The sequence below is a fragment of the Streptomyces hilarionis genome, assembly GCF_024539675.1.
Classification (GTDB): domain Bacteria; phylum Actinomycetota; class Actinomycetes; order Streptomycetales; family Streptomycetaceae; genus Streptomyces; species Streptomyces hilarionis.
Window position 1 is genome coordinate 21088 of sequence record NZ_JAHHIT010000054.1, and the last position, 23697, is coordinate 44784.

Here is a 23697-nt window from a genome sequence, read left to right on the forward strand (position 1 = left end):
TCCCGGTCCCGCGACACTTGCTTCATGCGAACGGAGAATCCGACATGCGTAAATGGTGGCCCCTGACGGCGGTCTGCTTGGGCGCCTTCATCCTGCTGGTGGATGTGACGATCGTGAACGTCGCACTGCCCAGCATGGCTGCCGACCTCGGCGCTTCCTTCACCTCTCTGCAATGGGTGATCGACGGCTATGCCCTGGCTCTCGCCGCCCTGCTGCTGGCCTCGGGTTCCCTGGCGGACCGCTTCGGCCACCGGCGTTCCTACGTCTGCGGTCTGGGCGTCTTCGGCCTGGCCTCGCTGGCATGCGGCCTCGCCCCCAACGCGGAAGTGCTGATCGCGGCCCGCGTGGTGCAGGGCATCGGCGGCGCCGCCATGTTCGCCACCGCTCCCGCGTTGCTGCTCACTTCCTACCAGGGCAGGGACCGGGGTACGGCCTTCGGCGTGTGGGGCGCGACCAACGGGGCCGCCGCAGCCGCGGGACCTCTGCTCGGCGGGCTGCTCACCGAGCATTTCAGCTGGCCGACGATCTTCTGGGTCAACCTTCCGATCGCCGCTGTCGCCATCGCCACGACGCTGCGGGTGGTGCGTGCCGACCGACCTGCCAACCAGCCCACCGGGGTCTCCGGCCGGCGGGCGGGGCTCAGCGGAACCCGGGCCCGTGTCGACATCCCCGGCGCGGCGGCCTTCACCATCGCCGTGGCCACGCTCACCGGTGGACTCATCCGCGGAGGGGAGGTGGGCTGGGCCTCGGCCGAGACCCTGACGACCTTCACCGTCACCGCCTCAGCCCTCATCGCGTTCGTGGTGATAGAACACCGTACGTCGCGACGCGGGGGAGCCCCCATGCTGGACCTCGCACTGCTGCGCCGCCCCTCGTTCGCCGCGCTGATGAGCGGTGCACTGCTGCTACAGGGAGGCGCCTTCGGCTGCCTGGTCCTGGTCTCGCTGTGGTTGCAGTCCATGCTGGGTCTCAGCCCGGTCGGTGCGGGCCTCGCCCTGACTCCGCTAGCCGGTGCTTCGTTCCTCGTGGCCGCCGTGACCGGCCGTCACCTCCAGCGGCTCGCACCGCGACTGCCGATCGGCATCGGGCTCCTGGCCGTCGCGGCGGGCATGCTGGTGCTGCGCGCCGGTATGACGGCCGACGCCGGACAGACCGCCCTCATGGGAGGGCTGGCGGTCACCGGGATCGGCGTCGGCCTGGCCACACCGGTGCTGGTTTCGGCAGCCGCCTCCTCCGTGCCGCCGCAGCAGGCAGGGATGGCCGGCGGGGCTGTCAACACGTTCCGTCAGCTGGGCATGACCTTGGCCATCGCCGTCTTCGGCACGGTCTTCACCAGCCGGGCGGCCGCCGTGCTCGCCGGGTCCGGCACGGTGCCGGACCCGCAGAAGGGCGCCTCGGTGCTGGCCGCGGGGCAGGCCCGGAGCCTCGTGGAAGCGGCGCAGGCCGCGGACCGGGGCGCGGTGCACCAGTTGGCGGCCACCGCGTTCGCTTCCGGTCTCGATCGGGTCTTCCTGGCCTCGGCGCTGGCGGCGGCGATCGGCGGAGTGTTCGTCCTGGTCTTCGTGCGGCCGTCGCGCAGGAGCGACGCAGCCCCCGCAGCGGGGCTCGCCACGGCTCGTGAGCAGGGCATGCGGCAAGGTGATGTCGGTGAGAGCGCGAAAGACGGCCGGCAACGCGCGTGACGCCACGGGCCTGGAAACCGATCAAGGAGGTGCAGGGGCCGGCCGGCGACGGCAGGGAGCAGGTCGGCGGCCTCCGGGGGAAGCAGGACGGCGGCCTCCCGCGGGAGGCGAGCGTGACGAAGGAAGGCTTGAGCCTCCCGCGAGCCGCCGACGCAGCGGAACCGGCGACGGCCACGCGCACCTCCCGGCCCACCGGATCCCTGCTCAGCCTGCACGGACACGGCGGTGACCCGGCCGAGGACCTGTGCGGCGCGGCGCCCGTCGTCTTCGACAACCCCGCACCGCGCTGTTCGGGGACCTGCCGGACGTGCAGGCCCGGAACGTCGTCAGTCGGCTCGTCACGCAGAGCCGGCGCTCCCTCCAGCAACGGGTGACCGGGGCAGCGTGGCGGACGGTGCCCTCCACCTGTGTGCTCTGCCAGGACGACAGGGCGCTGCCGCCTCCATTGCAGGAGCGGATGCCCACCCGCGCCGCCCAGGTCGGGTGTCTGAACACCGGCCTTGAGGCGCCTTTCTTGCCGGAACGGCGCCGCCGGCGCGTCTGCGATCGTTGTGATGCTGGGCTCGTGGTTCCGCAAGGGGGGCTGCGTCACCGCTTCGGGCCGCCCACGCGTCACTTCGACCGGGTCAGTTCCGCCTGCACGCCGTAGTGGTCGGACAGGTAGGCCCGGCGGCCTTCCCCCAGCGTGACCTTGTCCTGGAACACGAAGTCGGCGCTGCCGGTCAGGGTCTCCCCGGCGGCGGCCCGGATGAGGATGTGGTCCAGGGCCGGCGGCGACGGCCATCGAGGTGTGGGCCGGTACGTCGGACGTCCGTCGCCTGCGAGGATGTCGCTCAGCCCGGCAGCGGTGAGGAAGTCGGTGAGTGTCGCCGAGTCCCGCGGGAGGTTCAGGTCACCCATCACGGCGACGGGCAGGGACGGGTCGATGGCCGTGATCAGTGCCCCGAGCCGGGCCAGTTCGCCGGCCGCGATCCGTGTGTACCGGTTCGTGGGCGACCAGTCGTCGTCGCGGTTGGCCGACAAGTGGGTGTTCACGACCGCCAGTTCGCCCGCCGGGGTGGCGACGGACGCCACCTGGGCACCTTTGCGCATGAGGAGTTCACCGCGTACGGGACCTGTCGTCGGGTATCGCACAAAGCGGTATCGGCTGATCGGCCACCGTGACAACATCACCAGGCCGCCTCTGAGCAGGACCGTGCCCGAGCAGGCGAGGTACCGGTACCCGGGAGCGGCATGGCGGATCAGCCGGGCGTGGCGGCGGTACATGACCTCCTGCAAGCAGACGATGTCGTAGTCGGACCGGTCGAGGGCCGCCGCGAGCGCACGCAGCCGTGCCGGGACATCGCCAGTGAAGAGGGCGTTCATGGTCAGCAGCCGTATGGCCTTCACAGAGTTGTCGCTTTCTGTCCGGTCGGTCCCCCGATCCGCACGGGGAACCGCTCACGGTGTTGTACGTGCTCAGTGCGTAGTCGACCTAGTGCCCGGGAACTCTCGCGGAGCGGCCTGGCTGTCCTGGGCGGCAGTTCGAAATCATCCCGACCATCCCGCTCGCGACAGCCGCCGATGGGGCACCCGTCGACGCCGTGGAGGAGCACGTGGACGAGCAGGCGTCCTGGACGTCGTCTCGCCGAGGGCTCCCGCGGACTCGCACCGGCATCACTGCATCACTGCATCACCCACGGTCTGCTGCACGACCTACGTGAAGGAGAGGATGTCGCCGCCCACTACAGCGGCGTCACAGTGCGACTCGAGCGGCCGGCCGCGACGCCACGGCCCGGCTCCGGCCGCGCCGAGAACCTGCCCGGGGCGTTGACAACCTCCACCCCACGCCCGGGGCCGGCCGGGTCGCGGGCACGCCAACTTCCCAGCAGAATGGTTCTGTTGACACGCGCTGAAACCACATGCTTCCATCCCGTCATGTCTCTGCCGGAGCCTCTGACCCGTCGCCGCGCCGTGGACCTCGTCCGTGTGGCCGCCGCGCTGTGTCGGTTCCCCGGCTGATCAGCACTTCCCGGTTTCTCTCCTTCGACGGCTGGGTCGCGCGTACTGCGTTGGTCTGCGCCGCCCTCTTCGAGGACGCTCCGCTGCGCGTCGGCTGTTGCGTTCTGACCGGCCTCGCTTCCCCTCCTACGTATGACGGGACTGCCATGTGTGCTGCCCAACACGAGATCGCCTACGATCGCCACAGGCTGCGTCAGTGGCTCGACGGCGAGGCCAAAGCGGACGGGGTCACGCGGCGCCGGCTGCTGACCCTGCTGGCCGCGACCGCCACTGCCACAGCGCTCCCCAGGGGGAACCCGGCTCGCGCCGCCGATTCCCCGATCGTCAAGCCGATACCCCCCGAGTCGTTCATCCAGCGCGGCACCAACGCCGAGACCCGCTGGGAGGCCCTGAGCGGTACCGGCCATCACACCCCCAACGCACTGTTCTTCGTCCGCAACCACACCGCGACGCCCGTCCTGGACGCCGCCGACTGGCGGCTGAGACTGTGGGGTGACGGGCTGCGCGGCGCGCCCGCCGAGGGCAAGCCGGTGGAATTCGGTTACGACGATCTGCGCGGCCTGCCCGCGGTCACCCGGACCGCCTTCGTGGAGTGCGCCGGAAACGGCCGCAGCCATTACGCGACTCAGCAGGGCCAGACGGTTCCCGGCACCCCTTGGACCCTGGGCGCAGTCGGCGTGGCGCGCTGGCGCGGGGTGCGCCTGGCCGACGTACTGCGCAGGGCCGGGCTGTCCTCCTACGCCGTCGACGTGCAGCCCCGCGGACTTGATGCCGAGTACGTCAGCGGCGGCGAGAACCTCGGCCGGGTACGTCGGCCGTTGCCCTTGGCCAAGGCGCTGGACGACGTGCTGCTCGCGTACGAGATGAACGGCGAGAAGCTTCCGTACGACCACGGTCACCCCGTGCGGGTGCTCGTGCCCTCGTGGGTGGGAATCGCCTCGATCAAATGGGTCGGCGACATCGAGGTGTCGGCGCAGCCCCTGTACTCGCCGTGGAACACCACCTTCTACCGGTTGTTCGGTCCCGCCTACCCGCAGGACGGCACCACGCCGCTGACCCGCCAGACGATCAAGAGCGCCTTCGAGTTGAAGAGCGGCGCGACGTTCACGGCGGGGGAGCGGCAAGTGCTGCACGGCCGCTCCTGGTCGGGCGCCGGCGGCGTCGTGCGGGTCGACATCAGCACCGACGGCGGGACGGTCTGGCGGCGGGCCCGTCTTCACGACCGGCCGCGATCCGACACCTGGACGCGCTGGTCCGTCCCGTGGACGCCCAAGACGCCCGGGCCGACGCAGCTGCTGGCCCGCGCCACGGACACGGCAGGCCGTAGCCAGCCGGACACCGCCGTGTTCAACACGCAGGGCTATCTCTTCGACGCAGTGGTCCGGCACCCGGTGACCGTGCTCTGACACCGCTGCGCGGACCTCACCCCGCCGGTGGTGTTCGTCCCGACGCCTGCCGGTCCGGGCAGTCCTCGCCCTGCTCGCCGTCGTGCCGCACGCCCCTGCCGGAGAACACGAGCGACACGACTCCAGCACCGCAGATCTCCGCGACGGCGCGGCGTACCCGGATGGTGGACCGACGGGCGGCCCCCCCGTGCAGGCCTGCGCCACGGTCCGGCACCGGAGCGCCACTCGCACCGCCGACGGACGGCACCGGCGCGCGGGCCGGACCGTGCTGGGGCTCCCCCCCAGGTTCGGGGCGAGCGCATCGGCGACGACGTCGCCGTGGGCCACCGCGACCCATGTCCCGTCACGCTCGTACCGCACGACCGTGCCGTGGCCGTCTGGTCTGCTGCTCATGCCGAGATCATGGTCGATGTCGCACCGGCGCCGCCGCCGTGGTGCGCCCGCACTATTCTGGGACCCGCGAGCGGTGGTCGGCGGTGCCGGGCGTTCACGCGAGGGGTCGCACCGCCTGGGAGGGCTGGACGGGGCCGGTCGTTGGCCCGGCCGGAGGGGAAGGGTGTCGTGTGGAGCGTTCAGGCCGGCCTGTGAGCGGCACGCGGCAGGCCGCGATCGACGATGCGGTGTTCGCCGCCGACCGGGAAGTGGGCGCGGACCTCGCCGGGCTGGACTGGACGGCCACGCCGCTCGGCCCGCCGGGGGAGTGGCCGCAGAGCCTTCAGACGGCTGTGAGCATCCTGCTGTCCTCACGGTTCCCCATGTGGATGGCATGGGGCGAGGAGCTGACCTTCTTCTGCAACGCCGCCTACCGGCGCGACACGCTCGGCCGCAAGTACCCGTGGGCGCTGGGCCGGCCCGCGAGTGAGGTGTGGGCGGAGATCTGGACGGACATCGGACCGCGCATCGAGACCGTGCTCGGTACGGGCGAGGCCACGTGGGACGAAGGGCTGCTGCTGTTCCTGGAGCGCTCCGGCTATGCCGAGGAGACGTACCACACGTTCTCCTACAGCCCGCTGGGGGACGACGCCGGCGACGTCGTCGGCATGCTGTGCGTGGTCAGCGAGGACACCGAGCGGGTGATCGGCGAGCGGCGCATGGCCACCCTGCGGGACCTGGGCTCGGACCCGAGTGTGATCCGCACCGAGCAGGAAGTGCTGGCCTTCACCGACCGGCAGCTGAACCGCAACCGCAAGGACATGCCGTTCACCCTGACCTACCTGTTCGACGGCGAGATCGCTCGGTTGGCCGGTGCGACCGGCGTCACCCCCGGTGTGCGCATCGCACCGCGGACCCTTCCCGTCGACGATTCCGGAGGCGTGTGGCCCGCCGCGGCGTTGGCCGAGGGCGAGGCCCGAGTGGTGCCGCTGACCGGCGAGGCGTTCGACGTCCTGCCCGGCGGCGACTGGCCCGAGCCGCCGGTGGAGGCACTCGTCGTCCCGCTCCTGCAGCAGGGCAGCGCGGCCTACGGCTTCTTCGTGGCCGCCCTGAACCGCTATCGCGACCTGGACGACGGCTACCGGGGGTTCATCGAGCTGACCGCCGGACACATCGCCTCCGGGATCGGCAGTGCCCGCAGTTACGAGGCACAGCAACGGCGCGCCGAGGAACTGGCCGAACTCGACCGGGCCAAGACCACCTTCTTCTCGAACGTCAGCCACGAGCTCCGCACTCCCCTGACCCTGATCATGGGGCCCGTCGAGGAACTGCGCTCCCGGTCCGCCGACATGGACGAGGACATCCGCCGGGAACTCGACGTCATCCATCGCAACGGGCTACGGCTGGGCAAACTGGTCAACACCCTGTTGGACTTCTCCCGCATCGAGGCCGGCCGCATGCAGGCCCGCTACGAGCCGGTCGACCTGGCCGCGGTGACAGCGGAGCTGGCCAGCGTCTTCCGCTCGGCGATGGAGAAGGCCGGGCTCGCCTTCGACGTGGACTGCCCCTCCCTGGACGAACCGGTGTACGTGGACCGCACCATGTGGGAGAAAGTGGTCCTGAACCTGCTGAGCAACGCGCTGAAGTTCACTTTCGACGGATCGGTTCGCCTGGGCGTGCGCCGCTCCGGTGCCCATGCGGTCGTCACCGTGGCCGACACCGGGACCGGTGTATCGGAGGCGGAGATGCCGCGGCTCTTCGAGCGCTTCCACCGCATCGAGAACGCCCGCTCCCGCTCCCACGAGGGAAGCGGTATCGGGCTGGCCCTGGTGCGGGAACTCGTCGGTCTGCACGGCGGGACGATCCGCGCCGAGAGCACCGAGGGCAAGGGCACCAGCTTCACCATTCGGGTGCCGTTCGGCGCCGCACATCTGCCCGCCGACTCCGTGGTGTCGGAGCCGGGCGGCACGACGGCCTGGGCAACCGCCGACCCCTACGTCCACGAGGCCCTTCGCTGGCTTCCGGTGAGTGATGCCGGCCCGGCGGCCGAGGACGGCCAGGACCAGGTGACGGCCGCCGCCGTCGGGTCGGCCGCCGGTCCCACGCGCAGCGCACGACTGCTGGTCGCCGACGACAACGCCGACATGCGCGAGTATCTCGCCCGTATCCTGACCGCCGCCGGCTACGAGGTCGAAGCGGTCGGCGACGGCGCCGAAGCACTCGACGCCGCCCGACGCCGGACTCCCGACCTCGTCGTCAGCGACGTGATGATGCCCCGGCTGGGCGGGCTGGAGCTGGTGAGTCGCCTGCGCGCCGACACCCGCACCGCCTCGGTGCCCGTGGTGCTGCTGTCGGCCAGGGCCGGGCAGGAGGCGTCGATCGAGGGACTGCAGGCCGGTGCCGACGACTACCTGGTGAAGCCGTTCGCCGCGGCCGAGTTGCTGGCCCGGGTCCGCGCGAACGTGGAACTGGCCCGGTTGCGCAGCCACCACCTGCGCTGGCGGACGGCGCTCATCGACTCCCTCCAGGAGGCGTTCTTCGTCTGCGACGAGTCGGGGACCGTCGTGGAGATCAACACGGCCTTCACCGACATCCTCGGTTACGGCACCGATGGCCTGCCGTATGCCCCGACCCACCCGTGGTGGCCGGACGCAGCCACCGACCCCGGCGCGCACGAGCAGGTCGGCGACGCGTTCGCCCTGCTGCTGGACAGTCCCCAGGGCTCGTACACCGTTCCGGTCACCCATCGTGACGGCCGCCGCCTGTGGATCACCGTGACGTTCAACAAGGCCGAGGATCCGGACACCGGACGCCGGGTCACGGTCGGCACCTTCCGTGACGTCACCGCGGAGCACTACGCCGTCCGACGCGAGACGGCACTGGCAGCGCTGAGCACCTCGCTGTCCCAAGCCGCCAGCCTGCCCGAGGCACTGTCCGGCGCCCTGGACGAGCTGAGGTCGTTGTGGCACGCAGATGTCGTGCTGGCCGCCGTCTTCGGGGGCGGCGCGCCGGTGCTCGTGGCCACGGACGAGAGCCTGCGGTGGGAGGACCTGCCGGCCGAGCAGCAGGCGCTGCTCGCGGCGTTGCGCGGGCGGCCCTCGCTCACCGCCGTGGCCGAGGAGAGCGGCGCCGGCGTCCTGCTGGAGCACCCCGAGGGCCCGATGGCCCTGTGGGTCGATCTGGGCGGCCGCAGGCCGTTCACCTCCGAGGACCAGCTGCTGCTGTCACTGCTGGCCGGGCGCTTGGCCCAGGGCCTGGTCCGGGCGCACCAGATCGACCAGCAGCGGGAGACCGCCATCGCGCTCCAGCGCGCCATCCTGGGCCCCGCGCGGCTTCCTGACGGTTTCGCCGTGCGGTACGAGCCTGCCACACGCCCGCTGGAGGTGGGGGGCGACTGGTACGACACCGTCGCCCTGCCCGACGGCCGGATCGGCATCGTCGTCGGCGACTGTGTCGGCCGCGGTCTGGAGGCGGCCAGCGTCATGGGGCAACTGCGCAGTGCCTGCCGCGCACTGTTGCTCCAGGACCTCGGCCCCTCGCGCACGTTGATGGCCCTCGACCAGTTCGCGGCCAGCGTTCCCGGCGCGCTGTGCACGACCGTCTTCTGCGGTGTGCTCGATCCCGGTTCCGGCACGCTGACCTACTCCAGCGCCGGCCATCCGCCGGGCATCCTCGTCCACCCCGACAGCACCGTCCGGCTTCTGGAGGAGGGGCGGTCGCTGCCGCTGGCCGTGAGGCCGGGCAGACCGCGCCCGGAGGCCGCGTGCACCCTTCCCGCTCGGGCCACACTGCTGCTGTACACCGACGGTCTCGTCGAACGCCGGCGGCTCGCGCTCAGCACGGGGATCGAGCAGGCGGGCCACGCCGTGCGGGAGGGCCGAGACCTGCCTGTCGAGGACCTCGCCAGCGCGGTGATGGAGAGGCTCGCACCGGCCGGCGGGTACGACGACGACGTGGCTCTGCTGATCTACCGCCATCCGGCGCCCCTGGAGATGACCTTCCCGGCCGACTCCGCCCAGCTGGCACCGGTCCGCAGGGCGTTGCGCCGCTGGCTCGACCAGTGCGATCTCCCGCCGGAAGCGGTGCAGAACGTACTCGTCGCCGCCGGGGAAGCGTGTGCGAACGCGATCGAGCACGGCCACCGGCACGCTCCGGGGGGAGCGGTGCGGCTGCGCGCCGAGGCGCTGGTGGACACGTTGCGCGTCATGGTTGTCGACAGCGGCCGGTGGAAGGTTCCCCAGCCCGAGAGGAACGCTCACCGTGGCCGGGGTATGTCCCTGATGCATGCGCTGATGCAACAGGTCACTGTCGTCCCCGCCCCCTCCGGCACCACCGTCGACATGCAGATGAGGATCGCCTGATGACCACCCCGCTCACGCTGACGCCCGACCGGAGTCCGCAGGGCACCGCCCGTCTCGCCGTCAGCGGCGAAATCGACATGAGCAACGCCGGTCGTCTGGCCGAAGCCCTGGACAGCGGCTCGGGTCCGCTGATCGTGGATCTGACCGGGGTGGAGTACCTCGACAGCGCGGGACTGAGCGTGTTGTTCGCCCACGCCGAGAGGCTGGAACTGATCGTCCCCCCGCTGCTCGGACCGCTCCTGTCGGTCTCGGGCCTCGCCGATCTGGTCACCGTCCACGGCCTCGAGACCAACCAGCCGCCCCGGCGCTGACCCGGCCCGCCGGTAGGCGGCCGGACCGTCCAGCACCCCTCGCCGGCCGTTCGTACGGCCATGACACCCCCCACCCTGCTCGCCACACCGCACCAGAGCCGTTCAGTCAGGAGTGATGTTTCAGGTGACCGACACCCTCGACACGACCGTCCGACACATCGGTGACCGCGCAGCCGTCGTCGTCGTCGCCGGCGACGTCGATCTGCACACCTCGCGCCTGCTGCGTGTGCAGGCGATGGCCGTTGTGGAGCAAGGCTTCCCGCACCTGGTCCTCGACCTGGCCCAGGTGGATTTCGTGGACTCGACCGGCCTCAGCGCTCTCATCGTCCTCCTTCAGGCCACCAGCCGGGCAGGCGGTTCGCTCCGGGTCGCGAGCGTCCCCGAGCGTCTCGTGCGCATGGTGACCATGACCGGCATCTCCCAATTGCTCCCCATCCACGAGACGGTCGCCGACGCGCTGGCCGCCCTCGGCGCGGACGGCGCCGCCGACAGCGCCGTCCCTTCCGCATGACACGGTGACCCCGGGCGCCGTGAGGGACAAGGCCCGCCCGCCCGAGGGGGAGGTGACGGCGCCCCTGGGCCGTCGGGGCCCTGCGATAGGGTGATGCGCGCCTGTCACGGGACAGCCGGAACAACGGGGAGGGCAGGCTGATGGGGGAGGGAAGCGGATCGGGCGACGGCGGCGCCGCGGCGGACCGTCATGTCGCGGTGCTGTACTCCACCGAGGACGAGTGGGCCGCTCATCTCGTGCCCTTCGTCCGCGCGGGCTTCGACCGGAACGAGCAGGTGCAGTACTTCGCGGACGCCACCGACGCGCGGCTCGTGATCCGTACGCTCGCCGAGCACGGCGTCGACGCCGACTCCGCGGTCCGGCGAGGACAGCTCGTGGTGACCACTGCCGCCCAGACCTATCTGACCGGGGCCCGGTTCGACCCGGACGCCATGATCGGGCTGTGGCGTGACGCCGTCGACACGGCCGTCCGGCAGGGGTACGGGAACCTGCAGGTGATCGGTGAGATGTCCTGGCGCCCGGCGCATCACGGGCGCGCAACGCCTGCTGGAATACGAGCTGCGCATCCACCACGAGGTGTTCGAGCAATTGCCGCTGACGGCCTGGTGTTTCTACGATCGCCGCCTGATGCCCTCCGAGGCCCTCGACGTCCTGGCGGGCGCCCACCTGACGAGCAAGGGCGCCGCACCTCGCTCCCCCGGGCGGCGCCGCCTCACGGTCACGCCTCTGGCCGATCGGCCCGGCTTCCGACTGTCGGGGTCGGCGGGCTACGAGAGCCGCCGGGCGACCACCGCGGCGTCAGCCGCTCTCGCCGCCTCCACGGCCAAGGACCTCAGCCTGGACCTGTCCGGCCTCGACCACCTCGACATCGCCGCACTCACCGACATCGCCCACGCCGCGCGCCGACGCGCGGCGAAGACACCACTGCGACTCGTCGGGGCGCCGCCCGCCCTTCGCCGCATGCTGGAACTCTTCCCCGAGCTGGGGGCCGACCTCCAGGAGGCCGGCCGGTGACGACATACACCCGCACCTCGGCGGAGAACCGGGTCGATCCGTCCTTCCACCACCCCGCCGTCCTCTACACCACGGAAGAGGACTACCTACGGGTCGTCGGCGAATTCGTCCGCACGGAGGCGACCGGCGGGCGTCCTGTCCTGGTCGCCGTTCCCGGTACACGTCTGCGCCTGCTCCGCGAGACCATGGGCGCCGGATACGAGGACGTCACCTTCGTCGACATGCGGCAGGCCGGTCGCAACCCCGGGCGCATCCTGTCGTTGCTCCAGGGCTTCGCCGACGAGCACCCCGACCGTCACCCCTGCATCGTCAGCGAACCGATCTGGCTGGGCCGCACCGCGGCGGAGGTGCGAGAGGCGACCCGTCACGAGGCGCTGACGAACCTGGCGTTCGACGGTCGGCCCGTCACGCTCCTGTGTCTGTTCGACACGGCCCTGCCGGAGCAGGTGCTGGCGCAGGCGCACCGCACGCACCCCGTCGTCGCAGACCCGGACGGCTACCGGCACAGCCCTCGCTACGAGGACCCGCACGCGGTGTGCCGGGACTGCGACGTGCCTCTGGAGGAGCCGGCGGATCCACTCGTCCTGCACTTCACGGAGCACGACCTCGCCGCTGTCCGTGACACCGCAGGGAACTGGGCGCGGACGGCCGGCCTGTCCTCCTGTCGCCACACCGACTGGTTGCTGGCCGTCAACGAGGCCACCGGCAACTCGGTGCGGCACGGAGGAGGGCAGGGCACTCTGCGGCTGTGGCGTACGGCTGACAGCGTGATCGCCGAGGTGCGCGACCGCGGGCGGCTCACGGACGCGCTCGTCGGCCGGCGACGTCCCGACCCACTGTCCCCGGCCGGTGGCCGTGGCGTCTGGATGATGCACCAGTTGTGTGACCTGGTCGAGATGCGGACTCCGCCCTCGGGCCTCATCGTGCGCATGCATCTGGCGCTGGACTGAGCGATGCGCCGTGACCGACACGTCGTCCCGACTCTCTCGGACGGCCCCTGTGCTGTGGACGCCGCTCGCCGAACGGTCGAGCCGGCTCTCGTGGGACGTGGTGCCGTTCCGTGCGGGCCGGGCCGCCGAGGACACGGAATCCGGCACGAGGTGTGGATCCGGGCCGACGGAGTGGATGCCCGCCCGGTGCGCGGGCCGATGAAGGGGGCGGGATGAGGGCTGAGCAGCAGCGGCGGTCCCCGGACGGGACGGCCCTGACGTCGGCGGCACGGGACACGGACGAGGACCTGTCCTTGCTGTTCGGGACGTCGACCGCCTTGTTCGCGTCCATGGCGGGGCCCGCCCATGTCCTGGAATCCGCGAATCCGGCGTTCTTCGCGGCGATCGGGCACGGGCGGCGCGAACGTACCGGCGTGCCTCTGGGGGAGCTGATGCCCGAGCTGGAGGCCCAGGGCTTCCTCGGACTGCTCGATCACGTGCACCGGTCGGGCGAACGGCACGTCGGCCGCGACACCCGCGTGGTGATCGGCGCGGCCGGGCAGGCCCGTGAGGCGTACTTCGACTTCACCTATGAGGCGCGCCGCGATGCCGGCGGCAACGTCATCGGTGTGCGGATGATCGGGGTGGAGACCACCCAGGTCAAACACGCCCGTCGGCTGGCTGCCGAGCATCGCGCGCTGCTGGAGCAGATCGCCCGTCAAGCACCGCTGCCCGAGGTGCTCGAGGGTATGTGCCAGGTGATCGAGGAGCTGTCGCCCGACGTCATCGTCTCGGTTCTGCTGGCCGACGAGGACGGCCGCCGCCTCCACCACGGCGCGGCACCGAGCCTGCCCGGCTTCTACAACGAGGCCATCGACGGCATCGCCACCGGCGAAGGTGTCGGCTCGTGCGGCACAGCCGCCCACCGGCGGCAGAAAGTGATCGTCACCGACATCGCCGACGACCCCCTGTGGGACGACTTCCGTGACCTGGCCGAGCAGGCGGGCCTGGCCGCATGCTGGTCCACGCCCATCCTCGCCCGCGACGGACGGCTGCTGGGCACCTTCGCGATGTACCACCGCACACCCCGCACCCCCCAGGACACCGACCTCGCACTGGCCCGTCTCTTCGCCGACACCGCCGCCCTGGCCATCGAGCGGCACCACGCGGAACAGGCGCGGCGGGCAGCGGACGCCCGTGAGAAGGCGGCCCGCGACGACCTCGCCTTCCTGCTGACCGCCAGCACCGCCCTGGCCCAACCACTGGACGAGAAGCAGACACTCCAGCGGCTGGCCACCCTGTCCACCCCGGTACTGGCCCCACTCGCCACGGTGGACCTGCTGGAAGCCGGCCGCGCGTACCGGGTGGCGGCCGCCGCCCCGACCGAGGAGGCCCGCCGCCTGCTTGCCTCCCACCACCACGCGCCGAACACCGAGGACGACGCCGTCGCGCGCGTCCTGGCCTCAGGCCTCACCGAGGTGGCCCGCCGCGCCCCCGCCGTGCCCGGCCCCTGGCAGGAGCTGGGCGTCACCGGATACGTCTGTGTGCCTCTCATGGACCGGGGCCGGCCCTTCGGCGTGCTGAGTCTCTTCTCGACGGGCCGTCAGTCACTCGACGGCCACCGGATCGCTCTGGCCGAGGAAGTGGCCCGCCGCGCCGCTTCCGCGGCGCGCAACGCCCGCCAGTACGCGCAGCGGGCCGGCCTCGCCCGCGATCTGCAGTCCGGACTGCTGCTCCCGGACCTGCCCGACATCCCCGGCGCACAGGTGGCCGCCCTCTACCACCCGGCCGGTGAAGGACTGGACATCGGGGGCGACTTCTACGACGTGTTCTCCCGGGACGACGGCAGCTGGGCCTTCATCCTCGGTGACGTCTGCGGGCGCGGTGCCAAGGCCGCCACCACGACGGCCCTGGTCCGGCACACCGCTCGTGCCGTCGCCCCGTTGATCGACGACCCGGTCGGCGTCGTGAAGGCCGTCGACAGGGCCTTGAACGACCGCAACGCTCACCAGAACAACGGCTTCGTGACCCTTGTCTACGGTCATCTCACGCCGGTCGCCGAAGGGCTCGCAGTCGACCTCGTGAGAGCGGGCCACACAGCGCCCCTCCTGCTGGGCGCCGACCACGCAGTGACCCCGGTCGAGGCCTCCGGCAGCTTGCTCGGCATCGGCATCCCGCCCAGGCTGGGCGCCGTCCGCTTCACGCTCCGTGCCACCGAGAGCCTGGTGCTGTACACCGACGGCATCACCGAGTGCCGGGCCACGGGCACGGACCAATACGGAGACGACCGACTGGCCCGTGCCCTGGCCACCGTCCCGAGTCGCCCGACCGCGACCGACATCGTGCGGAGCCTCGCGGACGACGTCCGCGCATTCATGAGCGGCCGCACGGTCGACGACGACCAGGCCGCGTTGGTCGTCACCGCGGGCGCGCCGGCCCCGCCTCGCCGGCGCTGACGTCGGCCGCCTCACAGCCGTCCGCCGAGCAGGAGACGGCTCCGACGCCGCTCTCGCGCCGGCCACAGAAGATCACTCCACCGTGGCCGCCCCCTCCAGCCGATGAGGGAGGGATCCCGAAGCGAAGGCGAGGATGTCGCCGACCGCCTCGTGCAGAGTGCCGAAGTGGCGATGCACGCCGTCCACCGCTGCAACGGTGTTGACGCCCCACACCGTCATCCCGGCACGCAGCCCGGCCTGCACCCCGGTGGGAGCGTCCTCGATGACCAGGCAGTCCTTCGGCTGGGCACCGAGTCGCGCGGCCGCCTGGAGATACGGAACCGGCGACGGTTTGCCTTCCTGCACAGCGGCCGCGTCCACCACGACCTCCGGCACCGGCAAGTCCGTCCGTGCGAATCGACCACGCACCCGGTGTTCGTAGTTCGACGTCACCAGCGCCCAGGCTCCGGGCTGCAAGGCATGGAGCACTTCCGAAGCGCCGTCGAAAGCCCCGTAGACGCCGGTGCGGACGTCGTCGTCCTCCAACTCGTGCAATGCGGCCAGGCACTCCTGCGGATCCCGGTCCGGAGCGACCTGCGCGAAGGTCTCCATCGGCCGGGTTCGCAGCGCGACCCGATGGACCTCGTCGGGATCCAGCCCGAACCGCGATGCCCAGGTTCTCCAGACCAGGCGCTGGTTGTCCAGGGCGTCGATCAACGTGCCATCGACATCGAAAAGGACGTACCTCATGACATCGGACGCGTGGGGTTCATTGATCATGTGCCGATCATGCCATCCGCCCCCTGAACAGGCAGTTTGCGGGACAGTACGTGAGCTCGCGGAATTCTGGTCCGGAGGTATCGCGACGTTCGCGACAGTCGGCGGGCAGTTGCTCGGCCGTGTAGGACGCTGGTCGAGCGTCGGCGCTCAGCTGTTTCACCGGGCAGCGGTCAGAACGGCGGCGAGTCCTTCTTGCAGATCTTCGACGAAGTACTCGGGCACCTCCAGCGAGGGAAAGTGCCCTCCGCGTTCGGGCACCGTCCATCGGACGATCTGGCGGAACCGTTCCTGTGCCCAGGGGCGTGGACACTTCTCGATGTCGCGCGGATACATGGTGACTGCGGTGGGGACGTCGACCCGGAGTTCGGGGTCCAGTGAGTTGTGGCTTTCGCAATAGATGCGGGCCGCCGATGCTCCCGTCCGTGTCAACCAGTACAAGGTGACGTTGTCGAGGATGCGGTCCCTGGAGATCGTCTCGAACGGGCTGTCTTCGGTGTCCGACCACTCGGCGAACTTGTCGAGGATCCAGGCGAGAAGTCCGACCGGTGAGTCGACGAGGGAGTAGCCGATGGTCTGCGGTCGGGTCGCCTGCTGTTTCGCGTACGCCGCGCGGTGGCGCCAGAAATGGTGCGTCTCCTCGGTCCATCGGCGCTCGACGGCCGTCAACCCGTCCGTTGTCAGCCCGGGTGGTCCCTCCGCGAAGAGGGTGTGGATGCCGAGAACGTGGGCCGGGAACCTGCCGCCGAGAACCGTGGTGATGTTGCCTCCCCAGTCGCCGCCGTGGGCTGCGAACCGGTGGTAGCCGAGCCTTCCCATCAGCTCCACCCAGGCGGCCGCGATCTTTTCGGTTCCCCACCCTGTGGTGTCCGGCTTGTCGCTGTAACCGAAGCCGGGCAGCGACGGCACCACGACGTGGAACGCCGGCGCGTCGGCGTCTTTCGGATCTGCCAGCTCGTCCACGACATCGATGAACCTGGCGACGCTGTCCGGCCAGCCGTGCGTCAGGAGCAGGGGAGTGGCCCCTGTCCGCGGGGACCGGCGGTGCAGGAAGTGGATTCCCAGACCGTCGATGGTCGTGCGGAACTGGCCGATCCGGTTGAGCCGCTCCTCGAACAACCGCCAGTTGTATTCGGTGCGCCAGTAGTTCACGACATCGACGAGGTCGGCGAGCGGAACGCCCTGGTCCCAGCGGCGACGGGCGGGCGCGGCGCGATGGACCGTCTCGGCTTCCGGTAGCCGGGCCGCGGCCAGTCGCGCGTGCAGATCGTCGAGGTCGGCGTCGGGTGCGTGGGCTTCACATGCGTGCACGTCGCTGGTTGGACGGGGCATGCGACCTCCTGGCCTTGTCGGGAACCGGCTTAGACGGTTCCTGCAGTTCTAGCAGGCGTCAGAGCTGTCCTGCAACCGGCTAAGGTGGTTCCATGCGTGCTGGTTTCCCTGACTTCCGCCTCGGCAACGTCCTGGCGACGAGCTTCACGGGGACGCTGTCGGAGCGTCACGGCGACCCGGTGGAGCGCATTCCCGTGCCCCACCGGCTCGTCGACTGGCTGACGGTGAACGGCCTCGCCGTGGACTCCTGCACCACGGCCCAGCTCGCCCTCGCCCGGGAGCTGAGGGAGTCGATTCACGTCGTCGCCACAGCGGCCGCGGTCCAGGACCCTCTCCCCGTGACCGCTGTCCAAGTCATCAACGACCGCAGCGCTCAAGGGCGGGCCGCGGCGATCCTCACGTCCGAGGGCAAGCGGCAATGGCGGCTCAGCTCGGTCTCCTGCGTGGAAGACGCCCTCGGTGTGATCGCCGCCGATGCGATCAGTATCGTCGCAGGCGAACGAGACGGAAAACTGGCCTTGTGTGCGTCACCGACCTGTCGGGCCGCCTTCTTCGACACCAGCCAAAGTCGCACCCGCAAGTGGTGTGACATGAACACCTGCGGCAATCGCCAGAAGAAAGCGCGCTTCACTGCGAACCAGCGCAGAATCCCCAGATCGTCGGAGTAGCAGTTACCTGGGCGCATCGAAGTTGGCCCCGTGCCTCGCCCCCGCCAGGTAAAAACGGGAGAGGCCGCGCTGCTCAACCAGCGTCACGAAGAGCACCACTGCCGATGGACACGTGGACCGGGTGTTCTCCCAACGCATTCCGGTCGACAACGACCGTCCCACGCGCGGCAGTTCGACTCCCACGAACACCGTGACCCGTAAGACCCGCGAGAACACCACCGGTTTCGTCGGAGAAGCCGACCCCACTACCGCTTCTGGCGAACAACCGCCCGGACGGGCCGTCCTGGTCGCCCTTCCTCGCGGTGGGAATGGTCGTCCTCTTCGGATTCGGTGCCTTTATTCTCTACTCGAGGAGCCGCCGTCGACAATGAATCATGGCATCGTTCTGGTGCAGGCATCGTCGACGTGTGCCCCTCGTCGAGGTCCATGGCCGAGTCGGCCCTGATCGCGTCGCGGCCGTGCCGGAAGGCGAATGAGGGGTCGTGCCAGGCCGACTGGGACTTGCTCCTTGTGCAGGACACGGCTACTTTCCGGCCTATGCCTGCCCAGGTTCCACTGCCCACCACGCTCATTGGTCGCCACGTACGCCTCGAGCCGCTGGCGATGAAGTATCTGGGCGGACTGTTCGCCGCAGGAGGCGGTGATGAGGAGGTCTGGCGGTGGCAGGGTGGTCCTGCTCCGCAGTCCGAGGAGGAACTGGGCGCCAAGCTGGCCGAACTGCTGGCAGACGCCGAGCGGGGCGACTGCGTCGCGTTTGCCGTCATCGACCGGGACGGCGGCAACCCCATCGGCTGGACCGCCTACATGGACGTCGACGCAGACAACGAGCGGCTGGAGATCGGCTGGACTTGGTATGGCCGCGCGTACTGGCGCAGCGCGGTGAACACCGAGACGAAGCTTCTCCTGCTCACCCATGCGTTCGAGGAACTGGGCATGGGACGAGTGCAGTTGAAGGCCGATCACCTCAACCACCGTTCACAGGCGGCCATCGAACGCCTCGGAGCGCAGCGCGAAGGCGTATTGCGCCGTCACCGCCGGCGGCCGGACGGCACCTGGCGGGACACCGTGTACTTCTCGCTCCTGGTCGAGGAGTGGCCCTCGGCCAAAGAACGCCTGGTTGCCCGCCTCGCACGACAGGGCTCTGTCGGATAGTGCCGTCAGTGCCGTCAGATACTCGCCGGATGCGTCGGTGGGTGACATTTGTCGCCACGGGCAGAGCAGGCCTGGGTGACCACAGCCGACACACAACGGGATGCGGAGGCGAGCATTCGCTACTCGGTCGTGGCCGGCGCTTCCCGCTCCCTCTGGCGCTGCTCGTACCGTGAGGGCGCGTCGAGTATCCAGGACCATGACTCGTACTCGTCGACGGGGCCCACCCGGTCGGCGCCGTCAACGCAGCGCGGTTCGTCCCGCTCGGCCAGTCCGTAGACGGCCCAGATCCGGGTCTGCTGGTCCGCGTCGTCGAGCAGGCCGGCCAGGGTGTCCCCGATGGCTGGTTCGGGATTCAGGCTGTGCGCGAGCCGGTAGCCGGCGCCCTTGCGGACGGAGGCGTCGGTGTCCCGGGCCAGAGCGAGCATGGCGTTCACCCCCTGAGGTGTGAACGTCTGCCGGCCCGACCTCTCCGAGTCCACGATTCTCAGGGTCGAGAGCACCGCGGCGCGAACCTGCGGGGCAGGGTGGGCGAGGTAGGAGAGCCCCAGTGGCTCGATCCTCGGGTCCTCATGGTGGCTCAGGCCGGCCAGGACCTCGGCGAGGACGTCCGAGTGTTGCTCCTGCTTCGCCCAGTCGAGGAAGAGTTCGAGCACGCGCTGCTCGAACGGGCTCGGGACGTTCGTCAGGTCGGTCTCGATGTGGAGGCAGACCAGGACCTCCGCGCCGAAGCGGCGGTGCACGGGATCGGAATGGCCCCGCAGTGCCGCCGCAGCCTCCCAGGTCTCGTCGTTCTGTCTCCGGGCAACGGTGTGGACGATCTCCGACCAGACGGCGTGTTCATAGTCCGGGTACTCAAGTGCGCACGCGCGGGCCGCCAATTCGCCAAAGCCCAGGTGCTGTCCGAAGTGCTTCTCGAGGACGGTGAGGATCCCTGCGTGGCCGTCGCGGACGGTCATTCCGCCGAGCCGGAGCTCGTGGTAATCGGTGGACCACTCCTTGTCCCGGATGCGAACCCGCTCGACCGCATCCGAGGTGCCGGTCAGCTCCCGGAGCATGGTGACCGGGCCTGTCTCGTGCCACTGCCGGGCGCGTGCCATGAGTTCCGCGCGGGTGGCCTCGCCGATGAGGGCCGATCCACCGAGCAGGCCGAAGACGAGGCCAATGGAACCGCTGTCGACGGCCCGCAATCGTGGGGTGCTCCCGTCGGGCAGCCGACGGTCAGGATCCGCGCCGCCTTCCACCAGATATCCGGCGATCGTCGAGTTGAACGCTGAGATGGCCAGGCAGAGAGCAGAGGTGCCGTGCTCGTCGACGACGTCGGGATCCGTCCCGTCCTCGAGCAGTATTCTGACCGCGTTCTCGTCCCCGTTCCGCACCGCCGTGATGAGTGGATTTTCGCCCATCCCCAACCCCCTGTTGCACTCGATCGCCATGCAGCCGCAGGCCCGGAGAGACACGTCGGCCGAGTCCGCGACACCGGCTCTGGGCCGGCACCACGGGCTGGATGTCCGGGCCTCGGGCCGCTGACGCATGTCGCAACCGGCGGTCGATCCCGAGCCTCGTCCGGCGCGGATCCCCCTGACCGCACCAGCAGGTCACACCGACAGATCTGGAGCGGCCACCGCGTGATCATCAGGGGTTGTGTGGACTCCTGAAGATCATGCTTCGGCCGCGGACCACAGCATAGAGGCCACCTGTTGGCGTGCCGTGTTCGACCTGGCCATGTCCCGGATTGCAGGCCGGTTCCAGCGGGTTGAGCCGTGAGCGACGGCCCGCGCCTTCCAGTTCGGCCTGCTCCTGGGCGTATCGGGTGGATGGACGCACATGACGTAGACCGCGTCCACGCGAAGTGGCGTTGTACGTGGGAGAGGTGTCCGCCTCCGTGCCGCGCAAGGGCCAATGGGCCAAGCACGGCGGCCCTCCTCGGTGCTCGTGGCCGAGCGCCCCACCCGGTACGTCCCCCCGGACGGAGCGCTCGGCACGGACAGCGCACCCGGTCGCTAGCCCGGGATCACCGTGTCGCTCATGCTCGGCTTGCCCTCACCCGACGCGTTCCAGGCGCAGACCATGATCACGTACTCGTGGCCCGCCGTGACCCCCGTGATCCTCGCGGAGCGGGCGGAGGCCGGGTAGCCGATGATCCGGGAGTAGTTCGTGGGAGTGCTCTTGTCGTAGACCCACACCGCGTACCGGACGATCGAGCCGCTGTGCGAGTCGGTCGGCGCCGACCAGCGCACGTCGATCGAGCCCGCGCCGGCCGTCGCGGCAAGCCCCGGCGGCCGTCCCGCCGTCGTCGGCGCCGCCTTGCCCCGGACCGCCGAGGACCACGAGGAACGGTTGGCCGCGCCGTCACCGGCGACGGCGCGGGCCCGCACCTCGTAGGTGTGGCCGTCGTAGGGCTGGTCGGTGAACTGCCAGGACATGTCATAGCGCGGGGCGCTCACGCCGGGCACCACATCGTGCCAGTCCGCTTTCGAGTCAGTGGTGACGTCACGCCACTGAACGTCGTAGGTGTGCGCGCCGAAGACCTTGTCCCAGGTGGCGGTGACGCCCTGCTGGGTGCCGTCGAACTTCATGCCGGAGGGCGTGGCGAGCGACCGGCCGGGCGCGCTGTCCGGTACGTCGGGCGCGGCGGCGCCGATGCCGAACTCCTTGTGCAGCACGGTGCCGAACGCCTGCGCGATGCGGTACTCGCCCAGGGCGTTGGGGTGCAGCCCGTCGTAGGTGGTGGCGCAGGTCGTCGCCGTCGGGTCGCAGCCCATCGCCTTGTTCAGGTCGGCCAACTCCACCGGCGAGTCGCTGGTGCTCCAGCCGGGGGCCGCTTTGGCGAGGGCCGCGTTGTAGTCGCGGATGCGCTGGGGGAGTTGGGGGTTCGCGTCGCCCAGGGTGGTCCGCTGGGGGACGTTGGCCAGGACGATCCGCACGTCCGGGTTGACCGCCCGCGCGTTGTCCACGAACTTCTTCATGGTGCCGACCAGATCGGCGCCCGCCCCGTACCAGCCGATGTCGTTGAAGCCCAGCTCGACCAGGAGCAGGTCGGGCGTCCGGCCCTTGGCCTTCAGCTCCTGCATCACCGGCTTGATGGTCGGCACGGTCCGAGTCAGTGAACGGCCCCAGAGAGCGTAGTGAGCCGAGCCGCCGGCGGAGAACCCGGCATTCACGTCCTCGGCGTACTCGCCCTGGACGCGCGCGTCACCCGGGAGGGGCTCCGTGGGCTCGCCGCCGCTGCTTTCGCCCAGCACCGGCGGCCGCGGCGGCTGCGCGTCGGCCTGCTGCACGGTGCCCCGGTACGGTCCGACGAAGGTGACCGGCCACTTCTTGCTCCTGGCCCAGTCCCACAGCCGGTAGCGCCAGGTGTGGTCGCCCTCGTACCCGTGGCTGATGGAATCGCCGACCACCATGACGTCGCGGATGTCGGTGTGCGTCACGGAGTTGCGGGCGATGATCTCGTCGATGAGCTTGCCGCCGGGGAAGTCCATCATCATGACGCCCATACGGTCCAGGTCGGACCGCCCGCCGAACCGGTCGTCGCGTCCGGCGTAGAACTCCGGGCACCGGTCCTTCTCGGCGCGCAGACACTGGATGAGGAAGTTGTTCACCCCGGTCGCCGTCGGGGTGCCGCCCGCCGCCGTGTAGGGGTGGACGCCGGTCCCGGAGGCGCTGGTGTAGTTCAGATACAGCGCGTCCTGCTTGTACTCGAGGTCCTTCTCACCGGGGCGGCTGCCGTCCCAGGTGCCGTTGGTCCGGCGCAGGTGCGCACGTACCTTCTCCCACTTGTCGTCGATGTCGCTGATGGTGGACAGCTGGAAGTCGTCCTGCACGTACTCCTCGTTGGAGCCGCCGGACGGGTAGGGCTGCTTGAGCCCGTAGCCGCCGAAGATGCCGCCGCTGGTGTTCCGGTAGCCGAGGAGCACGACCTTGCCGCGTACCTCGCCGAGCGTCGGGACGCGGCTCGACTGGCTCTTGCCGGTGACCGAGGGGCCCCAGAACAGGTTGCGCCAGGCCGTCGACGGCGTGCTCTCGTTACCGTCCCCGGTGTACGAGCGGCCTTCCAGGTAGGAGTCGAAGATCTTCTTGCGCCACTCGTCGGTCCCGAACCCGTCGGCGTCCTTGCAGGAGAAGGTGGAGCCGGTGCACTCCGCCTTCAGGTTCATCAGGACGGTTTCGCCGGGGTGGTCGCTCAGGAAGTCGTAGGTCGTCTTGAGTACGTCGGTGAAGTTGGCGTACTGATAGGTCGCGCCGTGGTGGACGGTGAACTTCAGCCCCTCGTCCCCCTTGTCGACCCGGACCCGGATGTCGAGCGCGCGAATGCCGGCGTCGAACTGGGTGGTCAGGGTCTTCGCGCTGAGGCCGTGGTTCTCCTGCGTCTGGGTGATGCTGGTGACGATGCCCGAGCACTGGCCTGTGGCCGGGTCCGGTGTGTCCCCGCAGAGCGCGAGGCTGTCGTGGGTGCCGGGCACCGAGAGCCAGGCGAGGTTGGTCCCGTCCGGGACGCGTGACATCCAGTCGACGTTGGCCGCGGAGGCCTCGGTGATGCTGCTGTAGTAGTCGTTCGCCCGGGCGGGCGTGGCGGAGAGGAAGACGCCGGAGACGGACAGCAGCAGGGCGAGGAGCGCACCGAACACGGTGCTTCTCGCCACCATCGCCGGCCGGCGCATCCGGAGTCTTCGGGACGGGGGGGTGTGGCGTATGACGGTGATCATTTCCATCCTGGGGCGGATCGGTCGGTCGACCGGCGGGTCCGCG

General features: G+C 70.3%; 15 protein-coding genes and 1 pseudogene. 11 read left to right on the top strand and 5 right to left on the bottom strand.

Annotated features, from left to right (window positions below; translation table 11 throughout):
- Positions 1-44: 44 nt before the first annotated feature.
- Entirely contained in the window at positions 45-1682 is a 1638-nt protein-coding gene (locus tag KMS84_RS13825; RefSeq protein ID WP_256916492.1) for an MFS transporter, read from the top strand.
- Positions 1683-2294: 612 nt separating this feature from the next.
- Here KMS84_RS13825 and KMS84_RS13830 read toward each other — a convergent pair.
- Positions 2295-3071 (bottom strand): endonuclease/exonuclease/phosphatase family protein, encoded by a 777-nt coding sequence (locus KMS84_RS13830; protein ID WP_256916493.1) that lies wholly within the window; start codon positions 3069-3071, stop codon positions 2295-2297.
- Positions 3072-3829: 758 nt separating this feature from the next.
- On the opposite strand from KMS84_RS13830, the gene KMS84_RS13835 reads away from it, so the two are divergent.
- The 8 genes and pseudogenes from KMS84_RS13835 (at position 3830) to KMS84_RS13870 (ending at position 15043) form a co-directional block, all read left to right on the top strand.
- On the top strand, positions 3830-5089 hold the full coding sequence (locus KMS84_RS13835; RefSeq protein ID WP_256916494.1) for a sulfite oxidase: 1260 nt from the start codon (positions 3830-3832) through the stop codon (positions 5087-5089).
- Between the two features lie 563 nt (positions 5090-5652).
- Positions 5653-9822 (top strand): SpoIIE family protein phosphatase, encoded by a 4170-nt coding sequence (locus KMS84_RS13840; protein WP_438818930.1) that lies wholly within the window; start codon positions 5653-5655, stop codon positions 9820-9822.
- Entirely contained in the window at positions 9822-10133 is a 312-nt protein-coding gene (locus tag KMS84_RS13845) for an STAS domain-containing protein (RefSeq protein WP_256916495.1), read from the top strand. Before KMS84_RS13840 ends, KMS84_RS13845 begins: the two co-directional genes overlap by 1 nt.
- 115 nt (positions 10134-10248) lie before the next feature.
- Positions 10249-10644, top strand: coding sequence for an STAS domain-containing protein (locus tag KMS84_RS13850; RefSeq protein ID WP_256916496.1), 396 nt, complete (start codon positions 10249-10251; stop codon positions 10642-10644).
- Positions 10645-10784: 140 nt separating this feature from the next.
- A pseudogene (locus tag KMS84_RS13855) lies at positions 10785-11105 on the top strand (MEDS domain-containing protein); the annotation flags it as partial.
- A gap of 40 nt (positions 11106-11145) precedes the next feature.
- On the top strand, positions 11146-11658 hold the full coding sequence (locus tag KMS84_RS13860) for an STAS domain-containing protein (protein ID WP_256916497.1): 513 nt from the start codon (positions 11146-11148) through the stop codon (positions 11656-11658).
- Entirely contained in the window at positions 11655-12608 is a 954-nt protein-coding gene (locus KMS84_RS13865) for an anti-sigma factor RsbA family regulatory protein (protein WP_256916533.1), read from the top strand. Before KMS84_RS13860 ends, KMS84_RS13865 begins: the two co-directional genes overlap by 4 nt.
- Before the next feature lie 212 nt (positions 12609-12820).
- Entirely contained in the window at positions 12821-15043 is a 2223-nt protein-coding gene (locus tag KMS84_RS13870) for a SpoIIE family protein phosphatase (protein WP_256916498.1), read from the top strand.
- Positions 15044-15115: 72 nt separating this feature from the next.
- Here KMS84_RS13870 and KMS84_RS13875 read toward each other — a convergent pair whose 3' ends face one another.
- Positions 15116-15802: an HAD family hydrolase gene (locus KMS84_RS13875; RefSeq protein WP_256916499.1), complete on the bottom strand. Its 687-nt coding sequence runs from the start codon at positions 15800-15802 to the stop codon at positions 15116-15118.
- 156 nt (positions 15803-15958) lie between these two features.
- The gene (locus KMS84_RS13880) at positions 15959-17131 is read right to left on the bottom strand and encodes an epoxide hydrolase family protein (RefSeq protein WP_256916500.1); all 1173 of its coding nucleotides are present in this window, start codon (positions 17129-17131) and stop codon (positions 15959-15961) included.
- A gap of 92 nt (positions 17132-17223) precedes the next feature.
- Here KMS84_RS13880 and KMS84_RS13885 point away from each other — a divergent pair, with 92 nt between their 5' ends.
- Complete coding sequence (locus KMS84_RS13885; protein ID WP_256916501.1) at positions 17224-17799, top strand: CGNR zinc finger domain-containing protein; 576 nt, start codon at positions 17224-17226, stop codon at positions 17797-17799.
- A 537-nt stretch (positions 17800-18336) separates the two neighbouring features.
- Positions 18337-18951, top strand: a complete 615-nt coding sequence (locus KMS84_RS13890; RefSeq protein WP_256916502.1) for a GNAT family N-acetyltransferase — start codon at positions 18337-18339, stop codon at positions 18949-18951.
- Positions 18952-19070: 119 nt separating this feature from the next.
- Here KMS84_RS13890 and KMS84_RS13895 read toward each other — a convergent pair whose 3' ends face one another.
- Positions 19071-20384, bottom strand: a complete 1314-nt coding sequence (locus tag KMS84_RS13895; protein WP_256916503.1) for an ankyrin repeat domain-containing protein — start codon at positions 20382-20384, stop codon at positions 19071-19073.
- 567 nt (positions 20385-20951) lie between these two features.
- A complete protein-coding gene (locus KMS84_RS13900) occupies positions 20952-23576 on the bottom strand; it encodes a phosphatidylinositol-specific phospholipase C domain-containing protein (protein ID WP_256916504.1) in 2625 nt (874 codons plus the stop codon).
- Positions 23577-23697 lie beyond the last annotated feature (121 nt).